Below are 26,680 nucleotides of genomic sequence, written 5' to 3'. Positions count from 1 at the left end.
TAGTACATTTTAGGTGATTTTTGAGTTAAGTAAATATTAGTATAACCTCAATAAAGCCCCAAAATCTAGAATGTGATGCCTACAGATTAATCCCAATCCAATTGCGCATATTTTGAACTTAAGTATTTCTTTACTTCAACAATATCCTCTTTGGCGGTTAAATCTGGAACATGCTCAGAAAATGGAATTCCAATGGCAGTTTTTGGATACTCTTTGAGCATATTGAGCAGGGCAGTTGGCAATTCTTTTTCGTTTCGTTCTGGATGTATTGGACAATCCTTTAAATATTGGTACATTTTACGTCCATCAAATTTAAAGGCGTTCATACTCACCCTAAGCTTTCCATCAGAATCTCTATACTCTTCTACCTCGTTTTCAGAAGGTTTTTCAATAATGTCCAGTAAATAACCTTCTTTATCCACCTTAACAAGTGCAAATCTGGAAATGCGTTCTGAAGGAAAATCCATAGCATCCCGGTCATAACCAATAAATGCATTGGGAACATTGGTATTTCTCAAGGCTGAAAGAGCTTCCACAGAATAAAGGTTATCACTATTACATACAGAATAATAATCATTATTAAGCTCTGGGAATTGTTCAACTGCTTGATACAATGCATCGGCAGTTCCGAATGGTTTTTTTCTACCCTTAGGAATATATTGTACGGCAAATGAAATGCTAAGGCCATGGAAAGAGTTATTACTTCCGTTTCCATAATATTCTCGAAACAGCTCTCCATTTTCTCCTATCACAATATAAATATGACTATACCCCGCTTTTTTTGCATTGTACAAAACATAGTCCATCATAGGCCTTCCCTCCGCTCCTACTGTAATTAAACCCTTACTACGCTGATTGGCCTGGTTAATTTCGTCCTGGGTAAGTCCTTCTGAACTTGTCTCCGGCCTTTTCATTCTGGACGAAGCTCCACCCGCCAGTATGATTAAATTTTTATGTTTGCTCATCTTTTTATTAAGGTTCAATTATTCTAACTCCTTTATCCACGTTAACAGGATAGGCATCCCGTGCCCCAGCTTTCATAAGTGCATCTACAACTAATTGCTGTTCACCGTCCTTGGCCAAAACAACAATACTACCTCCTCTTCCTGATCCAACAATTTTTGCCCCAAGAGCACCAGCGTTTACAGCTCCATTGATCATATCATCTATTTTAGGTACCGTGATATGTAAATAGTCTTTAAGAATACGATGATGTTCATTCATCAAAGCACCAATATGTTCTAAATCAAGTTCGGACATTCTAAACTCTACTAGAGCCCGTTTGGTGATATCATGATTTGTTACAGCAGCCTCCAAGTAGATTTTTAGGTCATCTGGAACATAATTAAGGTATTTTGGTAGATCCGTAACGTCTATATTGCCCACTTCAAATGTTGGGACTCTTTCTTTTACTTTATGAATAGCCAAAAGAGCATTTTCTTTAAGCTCTCTTAAAACACCTGTAGTTTGCTTAGGTATCCCAGATTCCGCAACAATAAGTCCCTGTAATGGTTTTTCTATCATTTCATAAGACAACGCATCACCAGTTTCCAAATAGATAATATTCCCCAATCCTATTGCATATTGATCCATTTTACCTCCCGGAGCTCCATGAAATGCCACTTCAGCCTCATAAGCAATTTGAGAAATCAACTCTCTGCTTACTGGGGCATTGCACCCAAAAGCTTCCGTTAAAAATTGGATCCATGCCAAAACCACGGCACTTGAACTGGAAATGCCCGCGTTTATTGCTACGTTACCAGAGATAGTAATGTCATAACCACTATTAGGAATGCACTCATATTCCTGAAGAATTTTAAGTGCTGCCAATAAATGATCTCCCTTTGAAACGTACTTTATTTCCTCATCAATATCAATGATTCTTTTTTCATTGATGTCCGGTTTGTTCAGTACCAGTTTACGGGCTGAATTTAACGTAGCTACAAGCTTAATATGACGGTCAATGGCGCATGCAATTACCGGAAGCCCTAAATAGTCCTGATGATCACCAAACAAACAGGTTCTTCCAGGCGCTTGTGCAACTATTCTTTCTTTGGTAAATTCTGACTTCAAAATTGTGAATTATTAACTATTTAGCGTTATTTCTTTTTACGTAACATTTTTGTTTGTACTTGCTTACACAAAAATCTTTTAACAATGCAAAGAAACAAAAAAATGTTATCGTACACATAAACTCTGTATCTTTTTTATATCTTGCTAATGAAATGAAGAAAAAGCACACTATTAAAGATATTGCACAAGCCGCAGGCGTATCTATAGGTACAGTGGACAGGGTACTTCACAAAAGAGGCAAGGTATCAGAAAAAGCTTTGAAAGCCGTCACCGATGCACTTAACAACCTGAATTACAAACCTAACCCTATTGCGCGTACATTAAAAAACAATACCATCTATTCAATCAAAGTACTACTCCCAGATCCTGAAATGGATCCTTATTGGAAAAGATGCATGGAAGGTATAAATGAAACAATTGAAGAGTTCAGTGCATTTGACCTTGAAATAGAAACGCATTGTTATGACCCATCTGAACCTAGTTCATTCTCAAAAACTGGAGAACAATTAATTCAAACCGAAAATTTAAATGCCTTGCTCTTCGTTCCGCTGTTTGAAATGGAAAGTAACGCCCTGTTAAAAAAACTTGGTGAAAAACAAATCTTATCTGCCACATTTAACAGCAGCCTTTCTAACGACCTTATAGATCAACACACCGGGCAAGATTTATATTCCAGTGGACGTGTGGGAGCAAAACTTATTCATAGTTTAATAAAACCAGACTCAAAAATTGCAATTGTACATATTGATGAAGCATTCAATAACGCAGTCCATATGAAACAAAAAGAACAGGGCTTCATTTCCTTTTTTAAAGACTTTGGTTCTTTTCAAATTCAAACATTGACCTTAAACAGCAATGAATTTGAGGTCAAATTCCCAAATTTTGTGACGCAATTCGATACTATGGATGCTTTTTTTGTAACAACCTCCAAAGCATATGAAATAGTAAAAGCATTAAAAAAAGAGAACAAAAAATGTAGCATTGTTGGCTATGATCTACTTCCAAGGAACGTCTCTTGCCTAAAGACTGGTGAAATAGATTTTCTTATCCATCAAAGTCCTAAAACACAGGCATCTCTTGGATTAAGAGGGTTAATCGAGACTTTGATTTTTGGAAAGGAAATCCCAAAAAAACAGTTATTACCCATTGATATTGTTAATTCAGAAAATGTTGACAGTTATCTAATCTGAAAAACTCCAAATGAAAAGAAGAAACTACCTAAAAACCATATTAATGGGAGCGGTTGCTCCTTGCATTTCTCCTTCAGTATTGGCCAATAGTACCTTTAGGTCTTGGCCTTACGAAAACGGGTTAAGTTTCAACAGTAATTGGCATAATTGGCCAAATATGAAATGGGTGGGACCTGAATATTGGGGCAATCGCCTACAAGATTGGCTTTTAAAAGACGGCAAGGTTATTTGCGATATTACTGATAAAAACAGAAGTCTTCATTTGCTACCGATCCAAAAACCTGAAAAATTGGTTGGTTTTATCACTTCCGTCGCAATTGATGTACTTAATCCAAATATTGAAAATATTGACGAGGGATGTCTAGGAGTTCGTTTGGGAGTGACCGGACCAAATGAGGATTATAGATCGGCCGCAGTATTTGGAAAAGGAACTCCAATTGGATTGACCCCAAAAGGAAAACTCATAGTTGGCAATCAGGTTTTTGATACTTCTTTGAACACTATTCCAAAACAATTTGGACTTATAGTTGAAGCGATTCCCAGTATTGATTCTTATACAGTTACCGTCTCATTGACAAATCCTCAGGACGATGCCCTGTTTTATAAAAAGGAATCCATAGCATTGTCTAATGCCCAACTTACGGGTAATTTCTCGTTGCTGTCAGACTTTAAACTCAACAAAGAACAGAATTCAGCAGTGCCAAGTGCGGCATTTTCCAATTGGCACATTGCTTCAGAGGATTTGACCTATAAGGAAAATCATTTTTTTGGTCCCATTTGTTTTACCCAATATACATTGAATAAGGGTAAGCTTAAGCTTACAGCACAGATGGCTCCAATAGAAGAGATAAATGGTCACTCCATACACTTTCAAGTGAAGGATGACATTGGCAAGTGGAAAACTCTTCAATCTGGGAATATGGATTATGAAGGTCGGTCGGTTATATTTTCATTTACAGATTTTGAAATGGAGCAGGATCTTCCTTTTAGAATTAGTGTAGACATTCCTTTGGAACACAAAATGGAAACCTACCATTATGAAGGAACTATAACCAAAGAACCTCATGATAAAAATGAAATCAGGACAGCAGTTTTCAGTTGTAATTTCCATTATGGTTTTCCCGACGCCGACATTCCGGAAAATGTTTCCAAACTAAATCCAGATATCATTCTATTTCTTGGTGATCAGTTTTATGAAGCTACCGGAGGTTTTGGAGCTATGTTTAAAGGAGAATTTGACAAAATGTGCTTGGATTACCTAAGAAAATGGTACATGTTTGGTTGGTCCTATCGTGATCTATATAGACATAAACCGTGTGCCATTATCCCAGATGACCATGATGTATATCACGGTAATATTTGGGGAGAAGAAGGAGAAAAAGCGGACACATCAAAAGGTTTTGGTGCCTTCGCCCAAGATAGTGGAGGATATAAAATGCCAGCTAAATGGGTAAATATGGTACAACGAACTCAAACGGGCCATTTACCTGATGCGTTCAATGCATCACCAGTAAAACAAGGTATAGGTGTTTACTATACCCATTGGAACTATGCTGGAATCAGTTTTGCCATTCTCGAGGATAGAAAATTCAAATCAGCTCCAAAAAATGTGCTTCCTAAAAGTGCCCAAGTCAATAATGGCTGGATCATGAATGATGATTTTGACATTAAAGAATATCGTAATCTTGATGCAGACCTTTTAGGAAAGAGACAACATGAATTCCTTGACGAATGGACTTTGGATTGGAGCAATAATGCCCAGATGAAGGTAGTGCTTTCCCAAACCAATTTTGCAACTTTGGCCACCCTACCGGAAGGCGCAAAGACAGGAGCGGTCATACCTTCTCTTCCTATCCCTAAAAAAGGTGAGTACATAAAAGGAGACCACCCTACTGTAGATATGGATTCTAATGGATGGCCCGCGATAGGGCGAGATCTAGCCGTAAAAACGATTAGAAAAGCCTTTGCGTTCCATATAGCAGGAGATCAACATCTGGCCAGTTTTATACAATATGGTCTTGGAGAACATAGTGATAGTGGATATGCCTTTGCAGGACCCGCAATTAATAACATTTGGCCAAGAAGATTTTGGCCAAATGTAGATAGTAGTCAACATACTTATGAGAATCCTGCGTTTTTGGGACAACATGTGGATGGATTTGGCAACAAGATGACCGTACATGCTGTTGCAAATCCACATGACACAGGTAAAGAGCCAAAAGTTTTACACAATAGGGCGGTTGGTTATGGCATGGTAACATTTAACAAAAAGAAGCGAACCATCAAGACCGAATGTTGGCCCAGATTTGTTGACCCAACCATACCAAACAGTCAGTACCCAAAATGGCCAATTACTGTAACTCAAGAAGATAATTATCCCAGAAAAGCTGTTGCTTGGCTTCCTAAAATAGAATGGACCGGAAATTTTAACCCCGTTCTAAAAATATTTGATATGGATGGAGAATTGGTCTATGCCATAAGAACCAAAACCAGCGGATATACTCCAAAAGTTTTTGAAAAAGGGAAATATCAAATTGAAATCAACATTCCAGAGCTTGGCTACAAAAAGGTCCATGACAATCTGAAAGCTCGTGAGAAACAAACCAAAATTATAAGAATCATTGTATAGAGAAGTTGAAAATGTAATCTAAAGATTAAAATCTATGATTCTATAGATTGTAATGCCACAATATTGTATTTTTTTATCAATTGTGCTATTCCAATTTCCTTGCATTCATTTTTAATGGCCATTGGGGGTTTTCCAAATTCGTCTTTAAAGCACTTCGTGAAATACTTTGAATTTTTATAGCCAACCATATATCCAGCTTCCGAAACATTATAACCATTTTCCAAGAAAAGTAAAGCTGCATGCTTCAATTTTAGAGTCTTGTGAAAATCAATCAGGGTTTTACCGGTAATTTCCTGACACCTCCTGTAAATTACAGAATAGCTCATGCGCATACTACTTGCCAAATCTTCCAATTTAAATTCCGAGCTTTCCAACTTATTGTTCAGTTCGTTCACCAATCTTTCCATGAACAGATCATCCTTGGATTTGAATTTTTCCATTTGAGGGTCGCTGATTACATCTGTTTTATGCTTGTTGATAGTTTTTTCTTTATTGTCAAGGATATTGTTCACCTTAACCAATAGTTCATTGGGGTTAAAAGGTTTCTGAATATATGCCAAAGCGCCAGTTTGCAACCCTGTCAATTTAGTTTTGGCAGCATCTTTAGCTGTTAACAATACAATGGGAATATGCGATGTAGCTTTTGATTTTATCAAAATTTTACTCATTGTTATTCCATCCATAGAAGGCATCATTATATCACTAACAATAAGATCGGGCAGTTTCTTTTTAGCCAATTTCAATCCTTCCTCGCCATTGTCCGCTATTTGCACATAATATTTTTCATAAAACAAATCTCTAAGAAATATTTGCATATCCACATTGTCCTCAACTATAAGAATAGTAGCGCGTTTATCTATCCTATCCTCATAAACAATATCCAATTCTTTGAGCAAATCTATTTCTGCCAATGATGGCATATTCAATGAGTTTACACCCATGTTGGTTCCTTTTTCCTCCTTTGAGAAAATATTGCCGGTTTTTAAGCTCACAGTAAAGCAGGTTCCCTCACCTGATGAGGAAACTTTTATCTTACCATGATGAAGGTCTACCAACTCTTTGGTAAGCGCCAATCCAATACCCAATCCTTTTACATTTTTTCCAATTTCAGATTGGTAGAACATTTCAAAAATATGTTCACGTTCCTCTTGTGGTATTCCAGGACCAGAATCAATAACACAGATTTTAAGTCTTTTTTTACCTTCTTTTAACCTTAACACAATTTGTCCCCCGCGAGGGGTAAACTTAAAAGCATTGGACAATAAATTGTAAAAAATATGTTCCAATTTTTCCGCATCATACCATAGAAATACTTCTTCTTTAGGATAGTCCTGAACAAAATCAATATCCTTAAATCTAGCTTGTTCTGAAAATGAACTGGCTATTTTCCTAAGATCATCCACAATATTCTTTCTCAAAGCATAAACGCGCAACTTATCCAATTCCCTATCTCTTACAGTCATTAAACCTTTTGAAATTCTGGAAAGTCTTTGCGCATTGTTTTTGATCAATGAAAGCCTTTGACGCAATAATTGATTGCCATTGGATGTAGCACGATGTAACATATCATCAATTGGACCGGTAATCAGTGTTAAAGGTGTTTGAATTTCATGTGACATTTTGGCAAAGAAATTCATCTTTAAGGCATAAAGTTCCTTTTCCTTATTAAATTGAAACTCTTCCCTATGCAATTTATTCCTGAGTCTTACCCAAAAAACAATTCCAAGAATTAACAACCCTGTGAACAATACATATGCTGAATATGCTATATTACCTGACCACCAAGGCGGACTAATAAAAATTGAAATTTGCTTGGTAGGAATATTCCAAATGCCCTTTTGGGTACCAGCTTTTACCTCAAAAATATATTTGCCTGGAGGAATATTGGTATAGGTAGCTACCCGCTCCCCTCTCGGAGTTATCCATTCTTCGTTAAAACCTCTTAACCTGTATGCATAATGGTATTCTGGTTTGAGGACATCTCCAATAGCCGCAAATTGAAAAGAGAACGACGATTGGTTCGATTTCAAATTTAAAGATTCAACATACTCAACCCCTTTCTCAATCTGATCAGGAACCAAATCCCAAGCTGGCTTGTTCAAAATATCAATTTGACTAATGGCCAAGTTGGGAATAAGTTCATTTTTTTTCATCAAATGTGGATAAAACGCACTCACACCATCATCCCCACCAAAATAGAGCATCCCATCCTTTCCCTTAAAAGAGCTTTTCCGAGTAAACCTGTCACTTTGCAAACCATCTATGCTGTAATAAGAACTTAGGGAATCCTTTTCCACATCATAATGATGCAGTCCATTTCTGCTACTTAACCATAATTTATTATAGTCATCAAAAAACATTGCACAAATAGTCAAATCTTTAAAACTGTCATGATTCAAGAATGATTTATAGGAATAATCTTTTGTGTTCAAATACATTAATGAGCCAGATAGTGTCCCTATCCAAAGGTTATCTTCATCATCATTGACCATAAAGGCTGGATCATAATTATTGGTATCCTCACTATGTGTTTTTTGATAATATTCAACTTTTCTGAACGCCGAATTCTGAATGGAATCCTCATTCTCTTCAAACTTGAACAATCCTCCGCGGTTCACACCAACCCATATTGAACCTTTCTTAGTTTCATATATACTTTCTGATATTACTCCAGACACCCCATAAGAACGATAGTTGAAAAAAGCCAGTTGCTTCTGGTTTTCATTAAAAATGTGAATGCCTTCTGTGGTTGTTGCCCATATACGGTTCTTTGTATCCTTATAAAGAAAGCGAACATCCGCAGCAGACTTTTCTGAAATTCCAGAAATCTTAACCCTTTTAAACCTATTAAGCCTTGGATTGTAAACAAAAAGTCCATTTTTATAAGTTGCAATCCAAATATTATTATTTGAAGCTTCAACAATACGTTGGATATATCTCCCTTTAAAAATTGAAGAATTGCTTGTTTTATTTCCATATTGCACACCTTTTCCATTGGGGAATACCCTATTCAGCCCTTTTCCATCAGTTCCAATCCAAAGTGAACCATCAGTAGCTTTAAGCATACAAAGTATTGGCGAAGGAACATTGTTCTCTGATCCTGTAAAATATTGTACACTGCTGTTGTAATTGGGCAGAATGTCAATCGACCCTTTTTTATAAACTATCCAAAGATTGCCATGGTTATCCTCAGAGATGCCAGTTACGCTATTGTTGCTAATGGAAAACCGATTATTGTCTTGATGTCTAAATCGGGAAACCTTATAGTTGTCTTTATCAATTTTAAACAATCCCTCACCATCCGTACCTGCCCAAATATCCCCGCTTTTATCACAAAACAAAACATAAAATGCTGGAATGCCGCCACTGGATTTTACTTGATGCTCTGAAAGGTGGAATGGTTCTAGTTTTTGAGAACTTGGCTCATACTGATAAAGTCCGTAAAGTTCAGAAGCTATCCATAACTTGCCTTTTTTGTCTGCTACTAAAAGTAGTGAATGCAAAATTTTATCATCAAAAGGCATTTTTAGCTCTTGAAGTTGTTTTATTGTCTCTTTAAAACCATAAACCCTACCTCCTTTGGTACTTATCCATATTTGATTTGAGTCTGTAACTGCCAGATTATTGATTGCTTGGGAATGATTTTGAATATTGGGCAATGTGGCTACCCGGGATATCTGGGACTTGGAATAATCATATTTATACAAGGAACCCTCTTCAGAACCAAACCAAACCAAATCGCCATGAGGTATTATAGCGTTGATTTTAAAAGATGTTTCCCCTTTAGACAAACTATCTCTAAAGTGGGTATACCTCCCATTTTTACCCAACATAGTAAGTTCACCATTATAAGTGGCCAACCAATAGTTATTCCTTCCGTCCTTTTTAAAATAAACTCTTCTTTTGTTGATAAACTCATAGCCAAAAATGGTGGTATACGACTTAAAGTCAAAATCATACCCATTATACTTATATATACCTTTAGTAGAAGAAATTAGTACATTCCCCAAACTGTCATTTTCAATTGTTGTGGATGGATGAAATCCCTTTTCGAAATGAATGAAGTTTTGGAGTTCTTGACTTTTGACCATTTGGAAGCATGAAAAAACAATCAAAAAGTAAAAAAGACCAGCTTGTGGGTTAATCCTTTTTTTAGGCATGAACAAACAATGCATAAAAAGCATCTTCATTTTTTTTATTATTCCAACTTCCCTGCCCTCTTCTGTCATTTTCCATAATATATTTTGGAACCATAACTAACCGTTAAACTTGTTCCAATTAACAAATCTTATTCAAATTACATTTTTTCAGCCAACAACAACTTTTAAAATCAAGTAAACAACCAATGTTGTCGTACACATTTTAATGCTTGCTAAACCTTAAATACACTTCAAATTACGGATTTTCAGTCTAAAAAGAACCTAAAACTGAAAAATGAGGTGGTTTTAGACTAAAATACATACCCCTTGAGCAAAGCACAATACCAATATTTGGAGAGAGGAAATTTAACATCGAACTAATAAAAGAATATCTCAAAATCCAATTATGAGCTCAAGAAGAAGTTTTGTTAAAAAAACTGCAATAGCAGGGGCAGGTTTGGCTCTTGCTCCAAGTATTTCATTAGGTGCGGTAAAAGACAAATTGTCGACCAAATTAAATGTTGGACTGATTGGTGTTGGTTTGCGTGGGACCAATCATTTGAACAACCTTTTACTAAGGGATGATGTCAATGTAGGAGCAATTTGCGATGTGGACGATTCAAGAATACGATTGGCTCTGGATATCATAACCAAAAAAGGAAAGGGAAAGCCAAAAACCTTTGGCAAAGATGAATATGATTATCGCAATCTACTTGAGTTAAAGGAGTTGGATGCTGTAATAATAGCCACACCATGGCTATGGCACACGCGTATGGCAAAAGATTCCATGCTCGCTGGAAAATATACAGGGTTGGAAGTATCTGCCGCCAATACGCTTGAAGAGTGTTGGGATTTGGTAAATACCCACGAGCAGACCGGGACACATTTAATGATTTTGGAAAATGTAAATTACCGAAGAGATGTTTTGGCTATACTCAATATGGTAAAACAAAATGTCTTTGGAGAAATGGTACATTACAGATGTGGATATCAACACGATCTTAGAGGTGTACTTTTTAATGATGGAAAAACAGCCTACGGAAAAGGAGCTGAATTCGGGGATAAGGGAATTTCCGAATCTAAGTGGCGTACACAACATTCACTTTATAGAAATGGGGATTTTTATCCAACCCACGGCGTTGGACCTATAGCGGCAATGGCTAATATAAATAGAGGCAATCGTTTTTCCTCTATTACTTCGCATGCCTCCAAAGCCATTGGTTTCAAAGATTACATTGTAAAACAAGGTGGGGAGGAACATCCAAATGCAAAATTAAACTGGAAACAAGGTGATGTCATAACAAGCACTATTGAGACTTCTATGGGTGAAACCATTGTCATCACCCATGATTGTAATCTTCCTAGACCATATTCACTTGGGTTCCGTGTACAAGGAGCCAAAGGTTTATGGGAAGTAGATGGCCGACGTATTTATATTGAAGGAAAGTCCAAACCACATCGTTGGGATGAAGCCAAAGAATGGTTGGAAAAATATGATCATCCTTTATGGCAGAAATATGGTGTTTATGCCAAAGGCGCTGGCCACGGTGGAATGGATTTCTTTGTAATCAATGCCTTTGTACAATCGGCACTACAAAATATTGCCCCTCCCATGGATGCATATGATGCCGCCGCTTGGAGTGCAATTACCCCACTTTCCGAGCAATCTATTGCAAACAACGGAGAACCACAGGATTTTCCAGATTTTACTCGCGGAAACTGGATAAAAAGAAAACCTTACAATTGGATTAAGGACACATATTAAAAGAATAATGCAAGCAAATTGAATAACCAAAAACTGTTTACTAACTAAAATCAAATGATTAATGCAAAAACTGAAAACTAAACTCGTATTTCTATTATCACTTGCGTTTTGTGGCTCGCTGTTTGCCCAAAACATCAAGGTGACTGGAAATGTAACCGATGTTGAAACTGGAATGCCCATTCCTGGCGCAAGCGTCATAGAAGGAGGCACTACCAATGGTGTAGCCGCAGATTTTGACGGAAATTATGAAATAACCGTTCCCCCTAACGCCTCATTGGTAATAAGTTCAATTGGTTTCCTTTCGCAAACGATTTCGTTAAATGGGCAAACCACAGTGAATGTCTCCCTATCACCAGATGTCTCACAATTGGACGAGGTGGTCGTGGTTGGTTTTGGTACCCAAAAGAGGGAAAACGTTACCGGAGCGGCTTCATATGTGCAAATGGACGAGATTATTAACGACCGTCCTATTGTAGATGCTACGCAAGCACTACAAGGTGCCGCCGCTGGTCTTCAAATTGTCCAAAGTTCAGGACAGCCTGGTGATACAAGCACCTCCATAAACATTAGAGGATTTACTTCCATAAATGGTGGTTCCCCATTGATTTTAATCAATAATGTTCCAGGTGACATCGAGGATTTAAACCCCAGAGATATTGAATCCATTTCCGTACTTAAAGATGCGGCAGCTTCATCAATCTATGGTGCTCGGGCGGCATTTGGTGTGGTATTGATTACTACAAAAAGTGCAGGAAGAAATCAAAAAGTTTCATTTAGCTATGATGTTACCACCAGTGTTTCTCGCGCGGTTGATCAACCAGAAAAGGCCACTACTCGCCAATTTGCTGAATCTCTTGACACCTTTGGTGTAAACGCTTACTTTGCAGGTCAAAACGTAGATAGGTGGATTGAGCTTTTGGATCTTTATGATGCAAACCAATTAGGTCAGCTTAATCTGGTAAGCGACCCTATCAACAATACCACATACCCTATTCACTTTGAAGAAAGTAGCAGTCAATATTATCCTTTGACAGACTCTGACATTATTGATGACTTTATCAAGAACTTTGGGTACTCCACCATTCATAATTTTTCCGTCTCCGGGGGAGGTGAAAAAGTAGGATATCGTTTAAGTACAGGATACGCCTTTGAAGATGGGGTCATGGTAACCGATAAGGATTCCTTTAAAAAATATAATGTCAATGCGCAGGTTGATGCGGATATTACTCCACAACTGACCTCCTCATCCAATATATTTTTCCGTTCCAGTATCCAATCTGTTCCCAATGCACAATACAACCAGGCTTTACAGCAGAGGATGTATGATCCCACCGGATTCTTTGATGATGGAACTGGAGACGTACTGCCCTTCAACAGCCCTGGAAATGTTGTTCGCTTTTCTGTGCCTACAAAAAGGGACGAAGACAACATAAGATTGTTCCAACGCTTAGAATGGAAACCTTTCAAGGATTTCTCCTTGACTGGGGAATATACTTTTGAGAAAAAATACATTAATACTGTCGCCGTTAGGAATGCACAGCGGTATTACAGTACGTTTAGATTTAATCCAACGGTTTCTGAAGAAGATGCACTAAGAAATTCTAGTCTTCGAAAAACCCAGACCACAAGGATTTACAATGGATTTAATATTTATGGCAAGTATAATGTGACATTTGGAGACCATAATTTCAATTTTCTATTGGGATTCAATAAAGAAGATGAAAAACAAGATGTTTTTAGTGCATTTAGGAATGATTTGATAGATCCAGATACTCCTACTTTTAATCTGGCCCAAGGCGAGAATTTTACCATTACCGATTCTTTTTATGACTGGGCCGTGGTTGGATATTTTGGCAGATTGAACTATACACTACTTGATCGCTATTTTATTGAAGCCAATTTGCGTTACGATGGTTCATCAAGATTTGCCGAAGGCAGCCGATATGCCTGGTTGCCCTCAGTTTCTGTGGGCTGGGACATTAGCGAAGAACCTTTCATGGAAAATGTAGATTTTATTTCCCTTTTAAAGCCAAGAGCTTCTTGGGGGAAAATTGGAAACCAAGAATACAGAAGACCTGACAATAACCAACAAGAGTACTATCCATCTATTCCCGGTTACGAAGATTTTTTAGCCAACTGGATCAATCTTAGTACTGATCAACGATTCATTAGCTTTAATCCTGCACAATTGGTAAGTGATACCTTTACATGGGAAGAAGTGGTGACAAAGAATTTGGGGATTGATGCCAATTTCTTTAAAAACCGTTTGAGCACATCTTTTGACATTTACACCAGGGAAACCCTTGGAATGTTAAAGGCTGCGCTCCCACTACCCGCTATTTTAGGTACTGAAGCGCCTTTGCAAAATGACGCAGATTTAGAAACTAAAGGTTGGGACATAGAAATTGGCTGGAACGATAAAATTGGAGAATTCAGTTATGGCATCAATGTAAACGTCTTCGATAACCATTCCAAAATTACACGTTTTGAATCTGCTCAAAAATCAATTAATCCTGCCGCATTTTATGAAGGAAAAGAGATTGGTGAGATATGGGGCTACGTTACCGATGGATATTACACGGTAGATGATTTTGTGGAAGGTACATTGAATGCCGACCTTTCTGGTCCCAATAGAGAATTAAAGGATGGGGTCCCTTTTCCAGAGAACGCTCCTGTGCCCTACCCTGGAGATATAAAATATAGAGATCTTAATGGTGATGGCCAAATCACCGATGGCAATGGAACGGCAGAACCTCAATTTGATGAAAATGGAAATGTCATTCCAGAAACAGGCCCAGGCGACCGTAAACGTATCGGTAATAGTACAAGAAGGTATCAATTTGGTGTCAATGGCAATATGGCATACAAAGGCTTTGACCTTTCTTTTGTACTAAGTGGTGTAGGTAAACGTGATCGTTGGAGAGGGTTTACAACTGTAGGTGAAGATACTAGAAGTCAAGATGTAGATTTGATTTTCCCCTACCCCTCTGTATTTGATCATATCTACGCGCATCAATTGGACTATTGGACCCCTGATAATCAAGATGCTTTCTATCCAAGAATTTATGGAGATGCAAGTACTGGAAATAATGATAGTAACTATGACAGAAGTCGATTTGTACAGACCAAATACCTAAGTGATGAAAGCTATCTTAGAGTTCAGAACATCACTCTTGGTTATTCCTTTAATGATAACCTGTTGGAACGTTTAAGATTAAACAAATTACGTGTGTTTGTCTCGGCAAACAACCCCTTTATTTTTGACAATTTGCAAAGAGGGTTAGATCCCGATCAGACAACCACCAATATTGCTAGAAGGTATCCCATTTTAGCTCAATATTCAGTAGGACTTAATGTATCATTCTAAAAAAAATTGAAATGAAAAATTTTAAACACCTTTTAACTTTGATATGCTTCACCGTCCTAACTTCTAGTTGTGACGATGACCTAGACCTTGTTCCACAACAAGAGCTATCAGAAGCAACAATATTTAGCACCTATAACAATGTACGCACCTATGCATGGAGCTTCTATGAATTTTTTGACGCATATCCCAGAGCACTTTCTTGGGTTGCCACTCGTGACCTCGATGCAGACTTAATGCAAAATGGAGGGAGTAGCGTATCACGACCATATATTGCACAGAACATTAATGTACCTGCTGAAAGTGGAGGAACCGTATACGGAATTTCTTATGAGAATATCCGTAGGGTCAATATCATGTTGGACCGAATTGCGGGCTCTGAAATGACTGAAGAAGAGATTGCACATTGGCGTGGAATAGGCCTCTTTTTTAGGGCACATCAATATTTTAATCTTTTAAACAGATATGGAGGCGTGACCTGGTTGGAAAATGAATTGACCGATACGGATACCGACGTTCTATATGCCCCACGGGATTCCCGTGACTTGGTAGCAAATAATATATTAAGAGATTTACAAGAAGCCATTGGAATTATTAAGGAAGATGGCGATGGCCCAAATACCGTTAATCCGGATGTGGCCAAGGCGCTTTTGGCACGCTTTGCGCTGTTTGAAGGTACATGGCGTAAGTATCACGGGCTTAGTGACCACGACAAATTTTTGAACGCAGCAATACAGACATCAGCGGAATTGATTGATAAATATCCTGATATTCACCCTAATTACGATCACGTTTTTAACAGTATAGACCTTGGGCCTATAGAAGGAATATTGCTCTACAAACATTATGTTATAGACGAATTGACACATTGGACATCTACAAATACAAGATCTACAAACAACAAATATGATATTACCCGAAAAGGAATTGATAAATTTTTAACCAAAAACGGACTTCCAGTAACCAATCCGACCAACACCCAATTTCAGGGGGACAAGGATTTTTATGCGGAGTTTAGAGATAGAGACAATCGATTGTTGATTTTGAGCCCACCGCCCTATAAGGTGAATGGGGATGGAAGTCAGAATTGGACATCTACAGGAAATCCTGCGGATGAAGAATTTTTCCCAATTCTTGAGGCCATTACCGGAGGGTTCCCAAACAAACAATTACCAGATCGTAACTGGTCAAAAAGAGTTACTGGAGAAGTACCCAATTTCGACAAGCTTGTTCCCACCCAAACCGGAAACGGGTATCGTTTTTGGAAAATATGGAATGAACATAACGAAGGGAATTCAGGCCAGGATTTAAACGATGACCCCCTATTTAGAATGGGAGAGATTCTTCTCATACATGCTGAAGCCAAATTTGAAGTAGGAGATTTTAATCAATCCGTGGCGGATATAACCATCAATAAACTGAGGCAACGTGGAGGTGTAGCACCAATGACCATTGCACAGATCACGTCAGATTTTGATCCAACCAGAGACCCTGGGGTAGATCCTGTACTTTTTGAAATTAGACGGGAAAGAGCTGTAGAAATGATGGGAGAAGGTGTTCGAAGGGATGATCTAAGAAGATGGAAAAAGATGAATTATGCCACAGAAGTGAAATTAGGTAGATGGATTACCCAAGCCGATTATGCCCAGAACATCCCAATTCAAGGCGATGCACCTGAAGGGTATGTACAATTAATCCCACTTGCTCCACCAGCATTTCCAGACCATTACTACCTTTTCCCTTTACCTGCAGATCAGCTGGTGCTCAACCCAAATATTGAACAAAACCCAGGATGGTAACCACACTAAAAATTAAAGAGTATGAAAAGTAATACTATATATATAAAAACAAAGACACTGGGCCTAATGGTCATTATGGCCTTAATTTTTGGATCTTGCGCTAGAAATGATGATGGCTATCTGAGAGAATCCAATGTTGATTCAGCGTTGTTGCCTGAGGCAGATTTTACTGCATCACAAACTACGGTTGATCAAGATGGAACAATAACGTTTACAGATGCATCCACAAATACTCCTATCTTGTATACATGGAAATTTGACGGTGGAAACCCTCCCTCTAGCACTGAAGCAAGCCCTACAGTTGAGTACCCTATTTCCGGAGAATTTAATGTCAGCCTAAAGGTTCGTAACGAATTTGGCGTTGATGAAGTCATCAAAGAAGGGTTCATTATTGTAGAGAGCACCGCTGAACCCTTAGATCCAGCAATAACTGTTCGAATGAACTATGAGGAAAGTTTATTGAACGAAGGTTCTGCCGGTGGAGCAGGCGCTTCTACAGGGGCACCTGCCTACGAAACCGGGATAATTGGTGAAAATGCATACAGTTTTGATGGTAGCAATGCGGTTACGTTAACTGGATACAAAGGGGTGAACGGACCCAATTCAAGGACCGTGTCGGCATGGGTGAAGACCACTACCACTGAGAGAATTACAATTTCTCATTGGGGCGAGTCTGGAACCGGAAGCAGGGCAACCTTTGCAGTAAACCCTGATGGGACCATACGTTCAGAGTTCCAGGGCGGTGGACTGAACAGCACTGCAGCCGTAAACGACGGCGAGTGGCATCATGTGGCCCATACCTATGACGGGGCCATACTCACGGTCTATGTCGATGGTGTCGCAAGTGCATCATTGCCCACTACAACAATAGATACAGGAAACGCCGGAGAGACCGATGTTGAAATTGGAGCACAGTTCGGAGCCAGGATTTTCAATGGAGCCATGGATGATTTTAGGATTTATGACATTGCCTTGGATGCCGGAAGTATTGGCTTATTGGCTGCGCAACCAACAATTGAAACCCAGTTAAACTTTGAAGGTAGCCTTTTAAATGAAGGATCTGCCGGCGGAGCAGGCGCTTCCACAGGAGCACCTGCCTATGAAACTGGGATAGTTGGTGAAAACGCATACACCTTTGATGGCAGCAATGCAGTCACCTTATCTGGGTATACTGGAGTGAACGGGCCCAATTCAAGGACCGTGTCGGCATGGGTGAAGACCACTACCACTGAGAGAATTACAATTTCCCATTGGGGCGAGTCGGGAACCGGCAGTAGGGCAACTTTTGCTATAAACCCTGACGGCACCATACGTTCAGAGTTCCAGGGCGGTGGCCTGAACAGCGTTGCAGCCGTAAACGACGGCGAGTGGCACCATGTGGCCTATAGCTATGATGGGGCCATACTCACGGTCTATGTTGATGGTGTCGAAAGTGCATCATTGCCAACTACAACAATAGATACAGGAAACGCAGGAGAGACCGATGTCGAGATAGGAGCACAGTCCGGGGCCAGGATATTCAATGGGGCCATGGACGATTTTAGGATTTACTCGACTTCCCTTTCTCCTGAGGCCATAATGCTTTTGTCACAATCATAATCATGTAAAAAAATAAGTTTAGTTTGAGTTAGTTCTTGAGAAGAAGGTGCCCGAAACATTCGATTTATGGGTTGGTTGTTCGGGCATTCTTTCTTTTCAATAATTTAGTTATTCTTTTAACGGTAGTTTATACGACTTTATGAAAATTAGGTTTGCATTACATACTATTATGGTTCTTGGCATGTTGAGTTGTGAAACCAAACAATCCTCTAACACCTCAACTCCAATCAAACCCAACATTATTCTCATCAATATAGATGATTTAGGTTGGGGAGAACCATCTTTCATGGGTAGTACTTTTTACGAAACTCCCGTAATAGATGATTTGTCGATGCAGTCCGTAATTTTCACAAATGCTTATGCCGCTGCCGCCAATTGTGCACCAAGTCGAGCAAGTTTAATGACAGGGAAATGGACGCAAAGACATGGTATTCTTACCGTAGGAAGCTCTGAAAGAGGAAAATCTGAGGATAGGAAATTAATTCCCACTGCGAACAAGACGGAAATTGATGAGAAGTTTCTACTCATTCCAGAATTGCTAAAAAAAGGTGGATATCATACTATCCATGCGGGAAAGTGGCATTTATCAAATGACCCTTTACAAAACGGATTTGCCATTAATATTGGAGGAAGTCATGCAGGGCATCCATCCAGTTACCATGCCCCGTTTAAAAATATAGACCTTAAAGCAGAAAAAGGAGAGAGATTGACAGGTTTAATTATGGATGAGCTTATCCAAGTTTTGGAGACAAATAAAGAACCCTTTTTTGTAAATTATGCTCCTTATGCGGTGCATACCCCAATACAGCCTGTAGATTCCTTATTGGCAAAATATCATACAAAAGAAAAAATTCCTGGTAAAAGCAATCCTAGTTATGCAACCATGATAGAAGATGTGGATGCCAATATTGGAAAACTCATTTCACACTTAAAACAAACAAATCAATTCAAAAACACAGTCATTATATTCACTTCAGATAATGGGGGTTTATTTTTTGTTAGTAACCAGCACCCACTAAGGGCTGGAAAAGGAAGTTATTATGAAGGGGGAATTAGGGTTCCTTTCTTTATTGTTTGGAAGGATAAAATAGATAATGGCATCAGGAATAATACTCCTATTTCCAATATAGATATTTACCCCACCTTGCTCGAGATTGCCAATATTGATGCACCAAGGGATCTAATTTTGGATGGAAATAGTCTATATCCAGTCCTAACAAAAAAGAAAAAAATTGAAGAAAGGCCTCTATTCTGGCATTTTCCAGTGTATTTACAGGCCGTTGCAAAAGAAAACGAGAATAGAGATTCTAAGTTTAGGACACGTCCTGGTTCGGTAATTCGATATGGCAAATGGAAATTGCACCATTATTTTGAAGATGACGCTATTGAGCTTTATAACTTGGAAGACGATCTTGGTGAAAAAAATAATTTGGTTGATTCTCTACCTGAAAAAACCAAGGAATTGTTCAATCTCTTAGAGCAATGGCGAGCAGACACCAATGCTCCTGTTCCAAATAAACTTAATCCCGAGTACCTACAATCTCCAAAATAGAAATTATGAAATCAAAATATCTTGTATTAGCTCTTTTGATGGTCTTCTTATGTTCATGCTCCTCAGATAGTGCAGAAATACCAGACCCAAAAACTACCGAAAAACCAAAAGAACCAGAAGAGCCAGAAACTCCGGAAGAGGATATTTGGAATGTCAATAAATCTGACCAATATGCGGTAAATATTATTTTCTATAAACCTTCAGATTTTAATGCCACAGATGATGTTATCAATAAAATAAGTGACATGGCTTTGTACATACAAAAATGGTACGAAGTACAGATGGAACTCAATGGTTATGGCGAAAAAACCTTCGGATTGATCACAAATCAACATGGGAAGGTGCGAGTGCATGTAATTGAAAGTAGCAACCCAAGTTCTTACTATCATGATAAAGAAGAGCAAGACCCATACTCTACCCTTCAAGAATTAAATGCAGCTGTGAACAACTATTTTGGTTCCAATGCCGGCTTTAAGGCTAGTGCACATTCTTTAATTCTCTCTAATGAAGAAACCTTGATTAGGTTTGTGGGCTCTGGAAAGAATGCTTATGCAAGATCCTCCAATTTTAGCCTTGAACCTACTGGCAAATATTTTGGAGACTTTGAGTTAATGAAGTCTGCAGGTCTTGGTGGAATCATGCACGAATTAGCACATGGCCTAAATGTGCCTCACAACTGTCATAAAAACTCAGAGCTCCCCAAAATATCATTAATGTCTTTTGGCAATCATACATACGAGAATGGGCAAGAAGATATGGTTTTTATGACCAAAACCACTGCAGCCATCCTAAATGTAAATGAGGCTTTTAATAAAATCAACAATGGTATTGTATATTATTCACAAGATAGCATGGAGATGCAAATGTTGGAAATTGAGAAAAATGATGCCAACAATAGCATAGATGTCCAAGGAATCATATCTTCAGATACTACACCAACCCATCTCTATATTAGCAATGACGGCGCTCCAAGTGGTCAGGCAAATAATAATTATGATGATGTGACCTTCGTTACAGGTTTTACAGACCTAGGAGACAATAGATATAGTTTCAGTGTCAAAATGCCATATCAAGAGCTATTCAACAATTATAAAGATGAGTTTAAGAACGATATGCTCCTATCCATAAAGGGACTGACAATACAAGGAAACAGGCACGAACTTTACAAATACAATTACACCATCGATTTATCCACCAAAACGCCGAATGATGACGTAAATAAAACCTATGAAATCTTTACCTTTTCAGATCGTTCCAGTTGGACTATTACGGCAAATACCACAAGCCCTAACAGTGCCAGAAATATAGTTACAACTTTAGATGGGGACCTTTCTTCATATTGGCACAGCAATTACCCATATGATATTTCAACAAATGGAAATCACGAATTGACAATTGATATGGGCACTGAAAACAAATTTAACGGTATATACCTGCACTCGGATAGAGGAGGCATAAATTTTCGACCAAAACATGTTATCGTCCAAGAAAGCGCAGATGGAAACACGTATGTGGAAGTCAAGGAATTTGATTTAGAAAACATTCCCGAAAATCAACTGTCTTTTGATACTCCAATAACCACGAGATATTTAAAAATATTGGTAAGTGAGGTTCATATATCATCCGGTTCAGAAGAAAATCTTATCCTGAACGAAATTGATTTTATCTACTAAGAAGGACATTTCACTATGAAAAAAGAGAAGAAATTAGTGAAGATATATTTAATGTTATTATTTCATTTCATGTTTTTATCATGTTCTGCGGATCAAGAAAGTGTTGTAGTATCCAACAACACAGAAGAACTCCCTCCACAATCAACAGATAATGATAATCAAGATATTGACCTGACAACCTTAGTGTTCACTCCCAACGAGAGTTTTTTTTCACCTGTGGGCACCTTAAAGGCAAACCTCAGAGACAAAACCACAGGAAATGAATATAATAAAAACGAGTACTATGATTACATTTATGAATGGAAGGCTCTTACTGACACTATTATTTTTGGGATAGATATTAAAACTGTTGGGGATTTAACTATTAAACCTGAAATGGCCATTCAAGCAAGTCAAGATGGCTCAGAATTGTTAGTTTATCTTGACAATGAAGGTAAAGTAACCTCTTTAACTGCAACTGGCTCTGAAGATACCTATCAAATACAGGATGAAGTGGTTTTCCAAAATGTCACCACTGGATTCCACATCATCAAATTACAGCTGAAATCGTTGGCCAATACTGGCCAAGATGTTGGGCGTTTGAAGAATCTGCATATTTCTGGCATTGCTGCAAAAAACTCAGAAAATGTAATGCGCCGTTATCGTGCCAAAGCGGTTCACTGTAAATGGGAAATCGCCGATGCTGATGCACAAATTGAAATCAGTGTCCATGAACTTACCATAGCCAGTAAAAATGTGGACTTTTATCAGCCGATTACTACACCGTTTGGGTATACAGGATCTACATGGGATAAGGATACGCAAACATTTGGAGGGTATAATTTTTCACTTTGGTCCTATGGTGCAAACGACCCTATCCCTCCTATTTATCAGGAAAGTCATTTAGTTGCGGTAGGTCCAGGGTTGGAATTTGGCTCTTACGGGCATGAAGGTACCGGCGTAAAACCTAGAGGTCCCCATCCGTATATTGGGCAGGACACCAATACGCAAATTATTGCCGTACGAATGGAACCTGGTGAAACTTATAATACATTTTGGAGCTATTACCTAAGCCCCATCGATGGACACTGGAAGCTTTATGGCTGTGGTAAAAAATACAATAAAAGTGGACAGCTGAAATACTTAACCACTGGGGCTTTTGTAGAAGTTCCGGGTGGAGCACATAAGGTAAGGAGCGGTCATCAGGTTTGTGAAACACATTATAGAGGGTGGCAACGTGATGTTTCAGGCAATTGGCATCCTATCACTACCATGAGGGGAACCTCCAATGTAACTGATCTTAGTGCAAGGGATTGGGATGTGTTAGATAACAAGTTTTCTATGCAAATGGGAGGTTGGAAAGAAACAGGTACACCTAAAGAAACGTTGACTTTGAACTCTGCTGACCCTATTCCAAATTATCTTCAAGGGGAATATATTAAAGAATTATTTAAAATGCCTGCTGATTTTGAACATGAAAAAACTACCGATATTACATCAAGTTCTGCAAAAATCAATTTTTCCATATCAAATTTAGGAACCAATGCCACTGCCCATATTTTTTGGGGCAACGAAGAAGGGCTAACTAAGGAAGTAAAATGGCAAAATAACATGGAAATTCCTGTTTCTGATGGAGCAAATACTATAACTTTGGAAAACTTGTCGGCGGCTATAGAATATATGTATAGAATTAGAATTACCAACGATCAAGGTATATTATGGTCATTAGAAACCCAAAGATTCACGACTTTGTAATTTTTTCACATAAACAACCAATTCAACAGAATATGCAACATTCCAAATCGACTTTAATAATTCTTTTGTCTTTTCTTGTGTTTTCTTGCAAAACAAAGCCAGAAGCAGAAAAGGAAAATGTGACGGTCCAAAGTCCAAATATCATCTACATTTTGGCAGATGATTTGGGCTATGGTGAATTGGGCATCTATGGCCAAGAAAAGATTGAAACTCCCAATATTGATGCTCTTGCCCAAAATGGGATGTTGTTTACACAACACTATACAGGGGCTCCAGTTTGCGCCCCAGCAAGGTACATGTTAATGACAGGCAAGCATGCTGGTCATGCCTATATCCGGGGAAATGATGAATGGAGGGAAAGAGGGGATGTTTGGGACTACAAAGCTGCAATTTTAGATTCTACCTTGGAAGGGCAAAGACCTATTCCTTCATCAACCGTACTTTTCCCTCAATTGTTGAAAAATCAAGGCTATGCCACCGGAATGGTTGGAAAATGGGGTCTTGGAGCACCACATACTGATGCTATTCCAACAAAAATGGGCTTTGATTTTTTCTATGGATATAATTGTCAGCGACAGGCACACACTTATTACCCCGTTCATTTGTATAAAAATGAAAATAGGGTTCACCTTAACAATGACACCATTCCTCCAAGCAAAAAATTTCCAAAAGGGGCCGACCCCAATGACCCCGAAAGTTATAGGGAATATAATTTGAATGATTATACTCCAGATTTAATGTTTGATGAAATGTTAGGTTTCATTTCCGAAAACAAAGAAAACCCGTTCTTTTTCTATTGGGCATCACCTATACCACATAACCCAATTCAGGCTCCACAAAAATGGGTGGATTATTATAAGGGGAAATTTGGCGAGGAGGAACCATATTTAGGAGGCGCAGGATATTATCCACATCAAAATCCAAAAGCCGGGTATGCAGCCATGATTTCTTATTTGGATGAAAATGTGGGCAAACTTGTGGATTATTTAAAAAAGAATGGATTATACGAAAATACCATCATCATGTTCACCTCAGATAACGGAGTAACTTTTTCTGGTGGAACTGATGGAGAATTTTTCAACAGCTCAGGAGTTTTTGGTGAGGAATACGGTAGAGGCAAAGGTTTTGTATATGAAGGTGGAATAAGAGTTCCTATGATTGCCACATGGCCAAATCACATAAAACCCGGTAGCAAAACAGATCATATTTCGGCTCATTACGATGTAATGGCAACATTACTTGACCTTAACAACATTGACAACCCAGAACAAACAGACGGCATCAGTTTTTTACCCACATTATTGGGTGAACAAGATCAGGCGCAACACGATTTTCTGTTTTGGGAATATCCTGAATATGGAGGGCAAGTTGCCATACGAATGGGAGATTGGAAAGTGGTACGACAGAATCTTAAAAACCCCAAAAAAGAATCTACTTTAGAACTTTATAATCTCGTTAAAGACCCAGCGGAGCAAAACAATGTAGCCGATGAGCATCCAGAAATAATTGCCAACGCAGCCAAAATCTTTGCAGAAGAGCATAACAATGCAGAAGTGGAAAGGTTCAGAATACCCATAGTTGAAAATGGATTATTATCTAGTAAGCAAAACGAGGAATAACCTCAAACAGTTTCTATTTAGGTATTTAGCTTATATTGGTCTATCAATTTTAATAGATGATACGAGGAAAGTTCATTTATCTAATGCTATGTGTGGCGTTGGTTTCTTGTAAGACACAGGAACAGGTCAAAAAAAAACTAAATGTTCTTTTTATCATTGCCGATGACTTGACCGCTACGGCTGTTTCTTCCTATGGAAACAAGATATCTAAAACTCCTAATATTGATTTGTTGGCCGCCCAAGGAACAAGATATACCAAAGCCTACTGTCAATACCCAGTATGTGGTCCCTCCCGAGCATCCTTTTTATCCGGATATTATCCAAGTGCCACCAAAACCTTTGGATACACTAGCGGAAGGGAAAATATAGGTCCTAACCGTATTACGTGGCCTCAATTGTTCAAAAACAATGGATATTATACTACTCGAGTGAGTAAAATATACCATATGGGAGTCCCTATTGATATTGAAACAGGATCTCATGGAAAGGATGATGAAGCATCTTGGACAGAGAGATACAACAGTCAAGGGCCAGAATGGAAAGCAAAAGGTGATGGCGAGTTGGTGCAGGGAAATCCAGATGGGTCCAAACCCATTCAAGGAGGGAATGTAATGACCATCGTAAAAGCAGAAGGCGATGATCTAATTCATTCTGACGGAAAAACCGCGGCCAAAGCTTCAGAACTTATCCGAGCACATAAAAACGAGCCTTTTTTTATGGCCATTGGTTTTGTTAGGCCCCATGTACCTTTTGTAGCTCCTAAAGATTATTTCGCTCCATATCCTTACGAAGACATCAGCCTTCCTTATAATTTTGAAGGTGATTGGGATGACATTCCTGAAAAAGGAATCAATTATGTGACCAGCAAGAACGCCCAAATGGATAGCATCCAGAAAAAGAAGGCCATTGCTGCTTACTATGCATCCGTTTCTTATATGGATAACCAATTAGGAAAGGTCTTAACAACTTTGAAAGAGGAGGGATTGGAGGATGATACGGTTGTCATTTTTACTTCTGATCATGGTTTCCACCTAGGCGAGCATGAATTTTGGATGAAAGTCAGTCTAAAAGAAGAATCAGCTCGTGTACCGTTAATCATCAAAATGCCTGGCAAAGCTCCGGCAGTATGCAACTCTTTTGTAGAGTTGTTAGATCTATATCCAACCATTGCTGAATTGGCAGGCCTTTCCTATTCCGAACACCTTCAGGGAAAAAGTTTGATCAAAACATTGGATGACCCAAATCATAAGGTTAGGGACATCGCATTTTCTGTAACCCAAAATGGCAACACCTTTCTATTAAGAACAAACGATAGGGCTTATATACAATATGGCGAGGATGCTTCTTTGGGAATAGAACTGTTCGATATGAAAAAAGATCCAGGCCAGTATACCAATTTAGCTCAACTTCCAGAGTATGCAGAGGAAGTAAAAAATTTCCAGGAAAAACTAAAACAGAAATTAAAGGAGGTAAGAACCAACGATTTGGAAATGTCATATTCCAATTCCAAGACTCCCTAGCAAACCAAACATGCTGCTATGGCT

General features: G+C 38.5%; 14 protein-coding genes. 11 read left to right on the top strand and 3 right to left on the bottom strand.

Going from position 1 to position 26,680, the window contains the following annotated elements:
* Positions 1-86: 86 nt before the first annotated feature.
* Positions 87-965, bottom strand: a complete 879-nt coding sequence (locus CRO15_RS11265) for a sugar phosphate nucleotidyltransferase (RefSeq protein ID WP_097045923.1) — start codon at positions 963-965, stop codon at positions 87-89.
* A gap of 7 nt (positions 966-972) precedes the next feature.
* Complete coding sequence (locus tag CRO15_RS11260) at positions 973-2,073, bottom strand: mevalonate kinase family protein (protein ID WP_097045922.1); 1,101 nt, start codon at positions 2,071-2,073, stop codon at positions 973-975.
* A gap of 152 nt (positions 2,074-2,225) precedes the next feature.
* Here CRO15_RS11260 and CRO15_RS11255 point away from each other — a divergent pair, with 152 nt between their 5' ends.
* Both CRO15_RS11255 and CRO15_RS11250 read left to right on the top strand, forming a co-directional pair.
* Complete coding sequence (locus CRO15_RS11255) at positions 2,226-3,263, top strand: LacI family DNA-binding transcriptional regulator (protein WP_133067246.1); 1,038 nt, start codon at positions 2,226-2,228, stop codon at positions 3,261-3,263.
* A 10-nt stretch (positions 3,264-3,273) separates the two neighbouring features.
* Positions 3,274-5,892, top strand: a complete 2,619-nt coding sequence (locus CRO15_RS11250; protein ID WP_097045920.1) for a metallophosphoesterase family protein — start codon at positions 3,274-3,276, stop codon at positions 5,890-5,892.
* A 32-nt stretch (positions 5,893-5,924) separates the two neighbouring features.
* Here CRO15_RS11250 and CRO15_RS11245 read toward each other — a convergent pair whose 3' ends face one another.
* A complete protein-coding gene (locus tag CRO15_RS11245) occupies positions 5,925-10,121 on the bottom strand; it encodes an ATP-binding protein (RefSeq protein ID WP_097045919.1) in 4,197 nt (1,398 codons plus the stop codon).
* A gap of 316 nt (positions 10,122-10,437) precedes the next feature.
* On the opposite strand from CRO15_RS11245, the gene CRO15_RS11240 reads away from it, so the two are divergent.
* From CRO15_RS11240 to CRO15_RS11200, 9 genes are all read left to right on the top strand, one after another.
* A complete protein-coding gene (locus CRO15_RS11240) occupies positions 10,438-11,796 on the top strand; it encodes a Gfo/Idh/MocA family protein (protein ID WP_097045918.1) in 1,359 nt (452 codons plus the stop codon).
* A gap of 61 nt (positions 11,797-11,857) precedes the next feature.
* Positions 11,858-15,163, top strand: a complete 3,306-nt coding sequence (locus tag CRO15_RS11235) for a SusC/RagA family TonB-linked outer membrane protein (RefSeq protein WP_097045917.1) — start codon at positions 11,858-11,860, stop codon at positions 15,161-15,163.
* A gap of 11 nt (positions 15,164-15,174) precedes the next feature.
* Positions 15,175-16,959 (top strand): RagB/SusD family nutrient uptake outer membrane protein, encoded by a 1,785-nt coding sequence (locus CRO15_RS11230; RefSeq protein WP_097045916.1) that lies wholly within the window; start codon positions 15,175-15,177, stop codon positions 16,957-16,959.
* A 21-nt stretch (positions 16,960-16,980) separates the two neighbouring features.
* On the top strand, positions 16,981-18,558 hold the full coding sequence (locus CRO15_RS11225; protein WP_097045915.1) for a LamG-like jellyroll fold domain-containing protein: 1,578 nt from the start codon (positions 16,981-16,983) through the stop codon (positions 18,556-18,558).
* 139 nt (positions 18,559-18,697) lie between these two features.
* Positions 18,698-20,110 carry a sulfatase gene (locus tag CRO15_RS11220; RefSeq protein ID WP_207763869.1) on the top strand — a complete coding sequence of 471 codons (1,413 nt, stop codon included), beginning with the start codon at positions 18,698-18,700 and terminating at the stop codon, positions 20,108-20,110.
* A 5-nt stretch (positions 20,111-20,115) separates the two neighbouring features.
* The gene (locus CRO15_RS11215; protein WP_097045914.1) at positions 20,116-21,783 is read left to right on the top strand and encodes a discoidin domain-containing protein; all 1,668 of its coding nucleotides are present in this window, start codon (positions 20,116-20,118) and stop codon (positions 21,781-21,783) included.
* A gap of 15 nt (positions 21,784-21,798) precedes the next feature.
* Positions 21,799-23,517 carry a DUF3472 domain-containing protein gene (locus CRO15_RS11210; RefSeq protein WP_097045913.1) on the top strand — a complete coding sequence of 573 codons (1,719 nt, stop codon included), beginning with the start codon at positions 21,799-21,801 and terminating at the stop codon, positions 23,515-23,517.
* Positions 23,518-23,549: 32 nt separating this feature from the next.
* A complete protein-coding gene (locus CRO15_RS11205) occupies positions 23,550-25,136 on the top strand; it encodes an arylsulfatase (protein WP_097046202.1) in 1,587 nt (528 codons plus the stop codon).
* Positions 25,137-25,192: 56 nt separating this feature from the next.
* Positions 25,193-26,656, top strand: coding sequence for a sulfatase (locus tag CRO15_RS11200; RefSeq protein ID WP_207763867.1), 1,464 nt, complete (start codon positions 25,193-25,195; stop codon positions 26,654-26,656).
* Positions 26,657-26,680 lie beyond the last annotated feature (24 nt).

The sequence above is a fragment of the Flagellimonas pacifica genome (assembly GCF_900215465.1).
GTDB classification, from domain to species: Bacteria; Bacteroidota; Bacteroidia; order Flavobacteriales; family Flavobacteriaceae; genus Flagellimonas; species Flagellimonas pacifica.
Note: the sequence above shows the minus strand (reverse complement) of the source record. Positions and strands in the feature narration are given on the sequence as shown.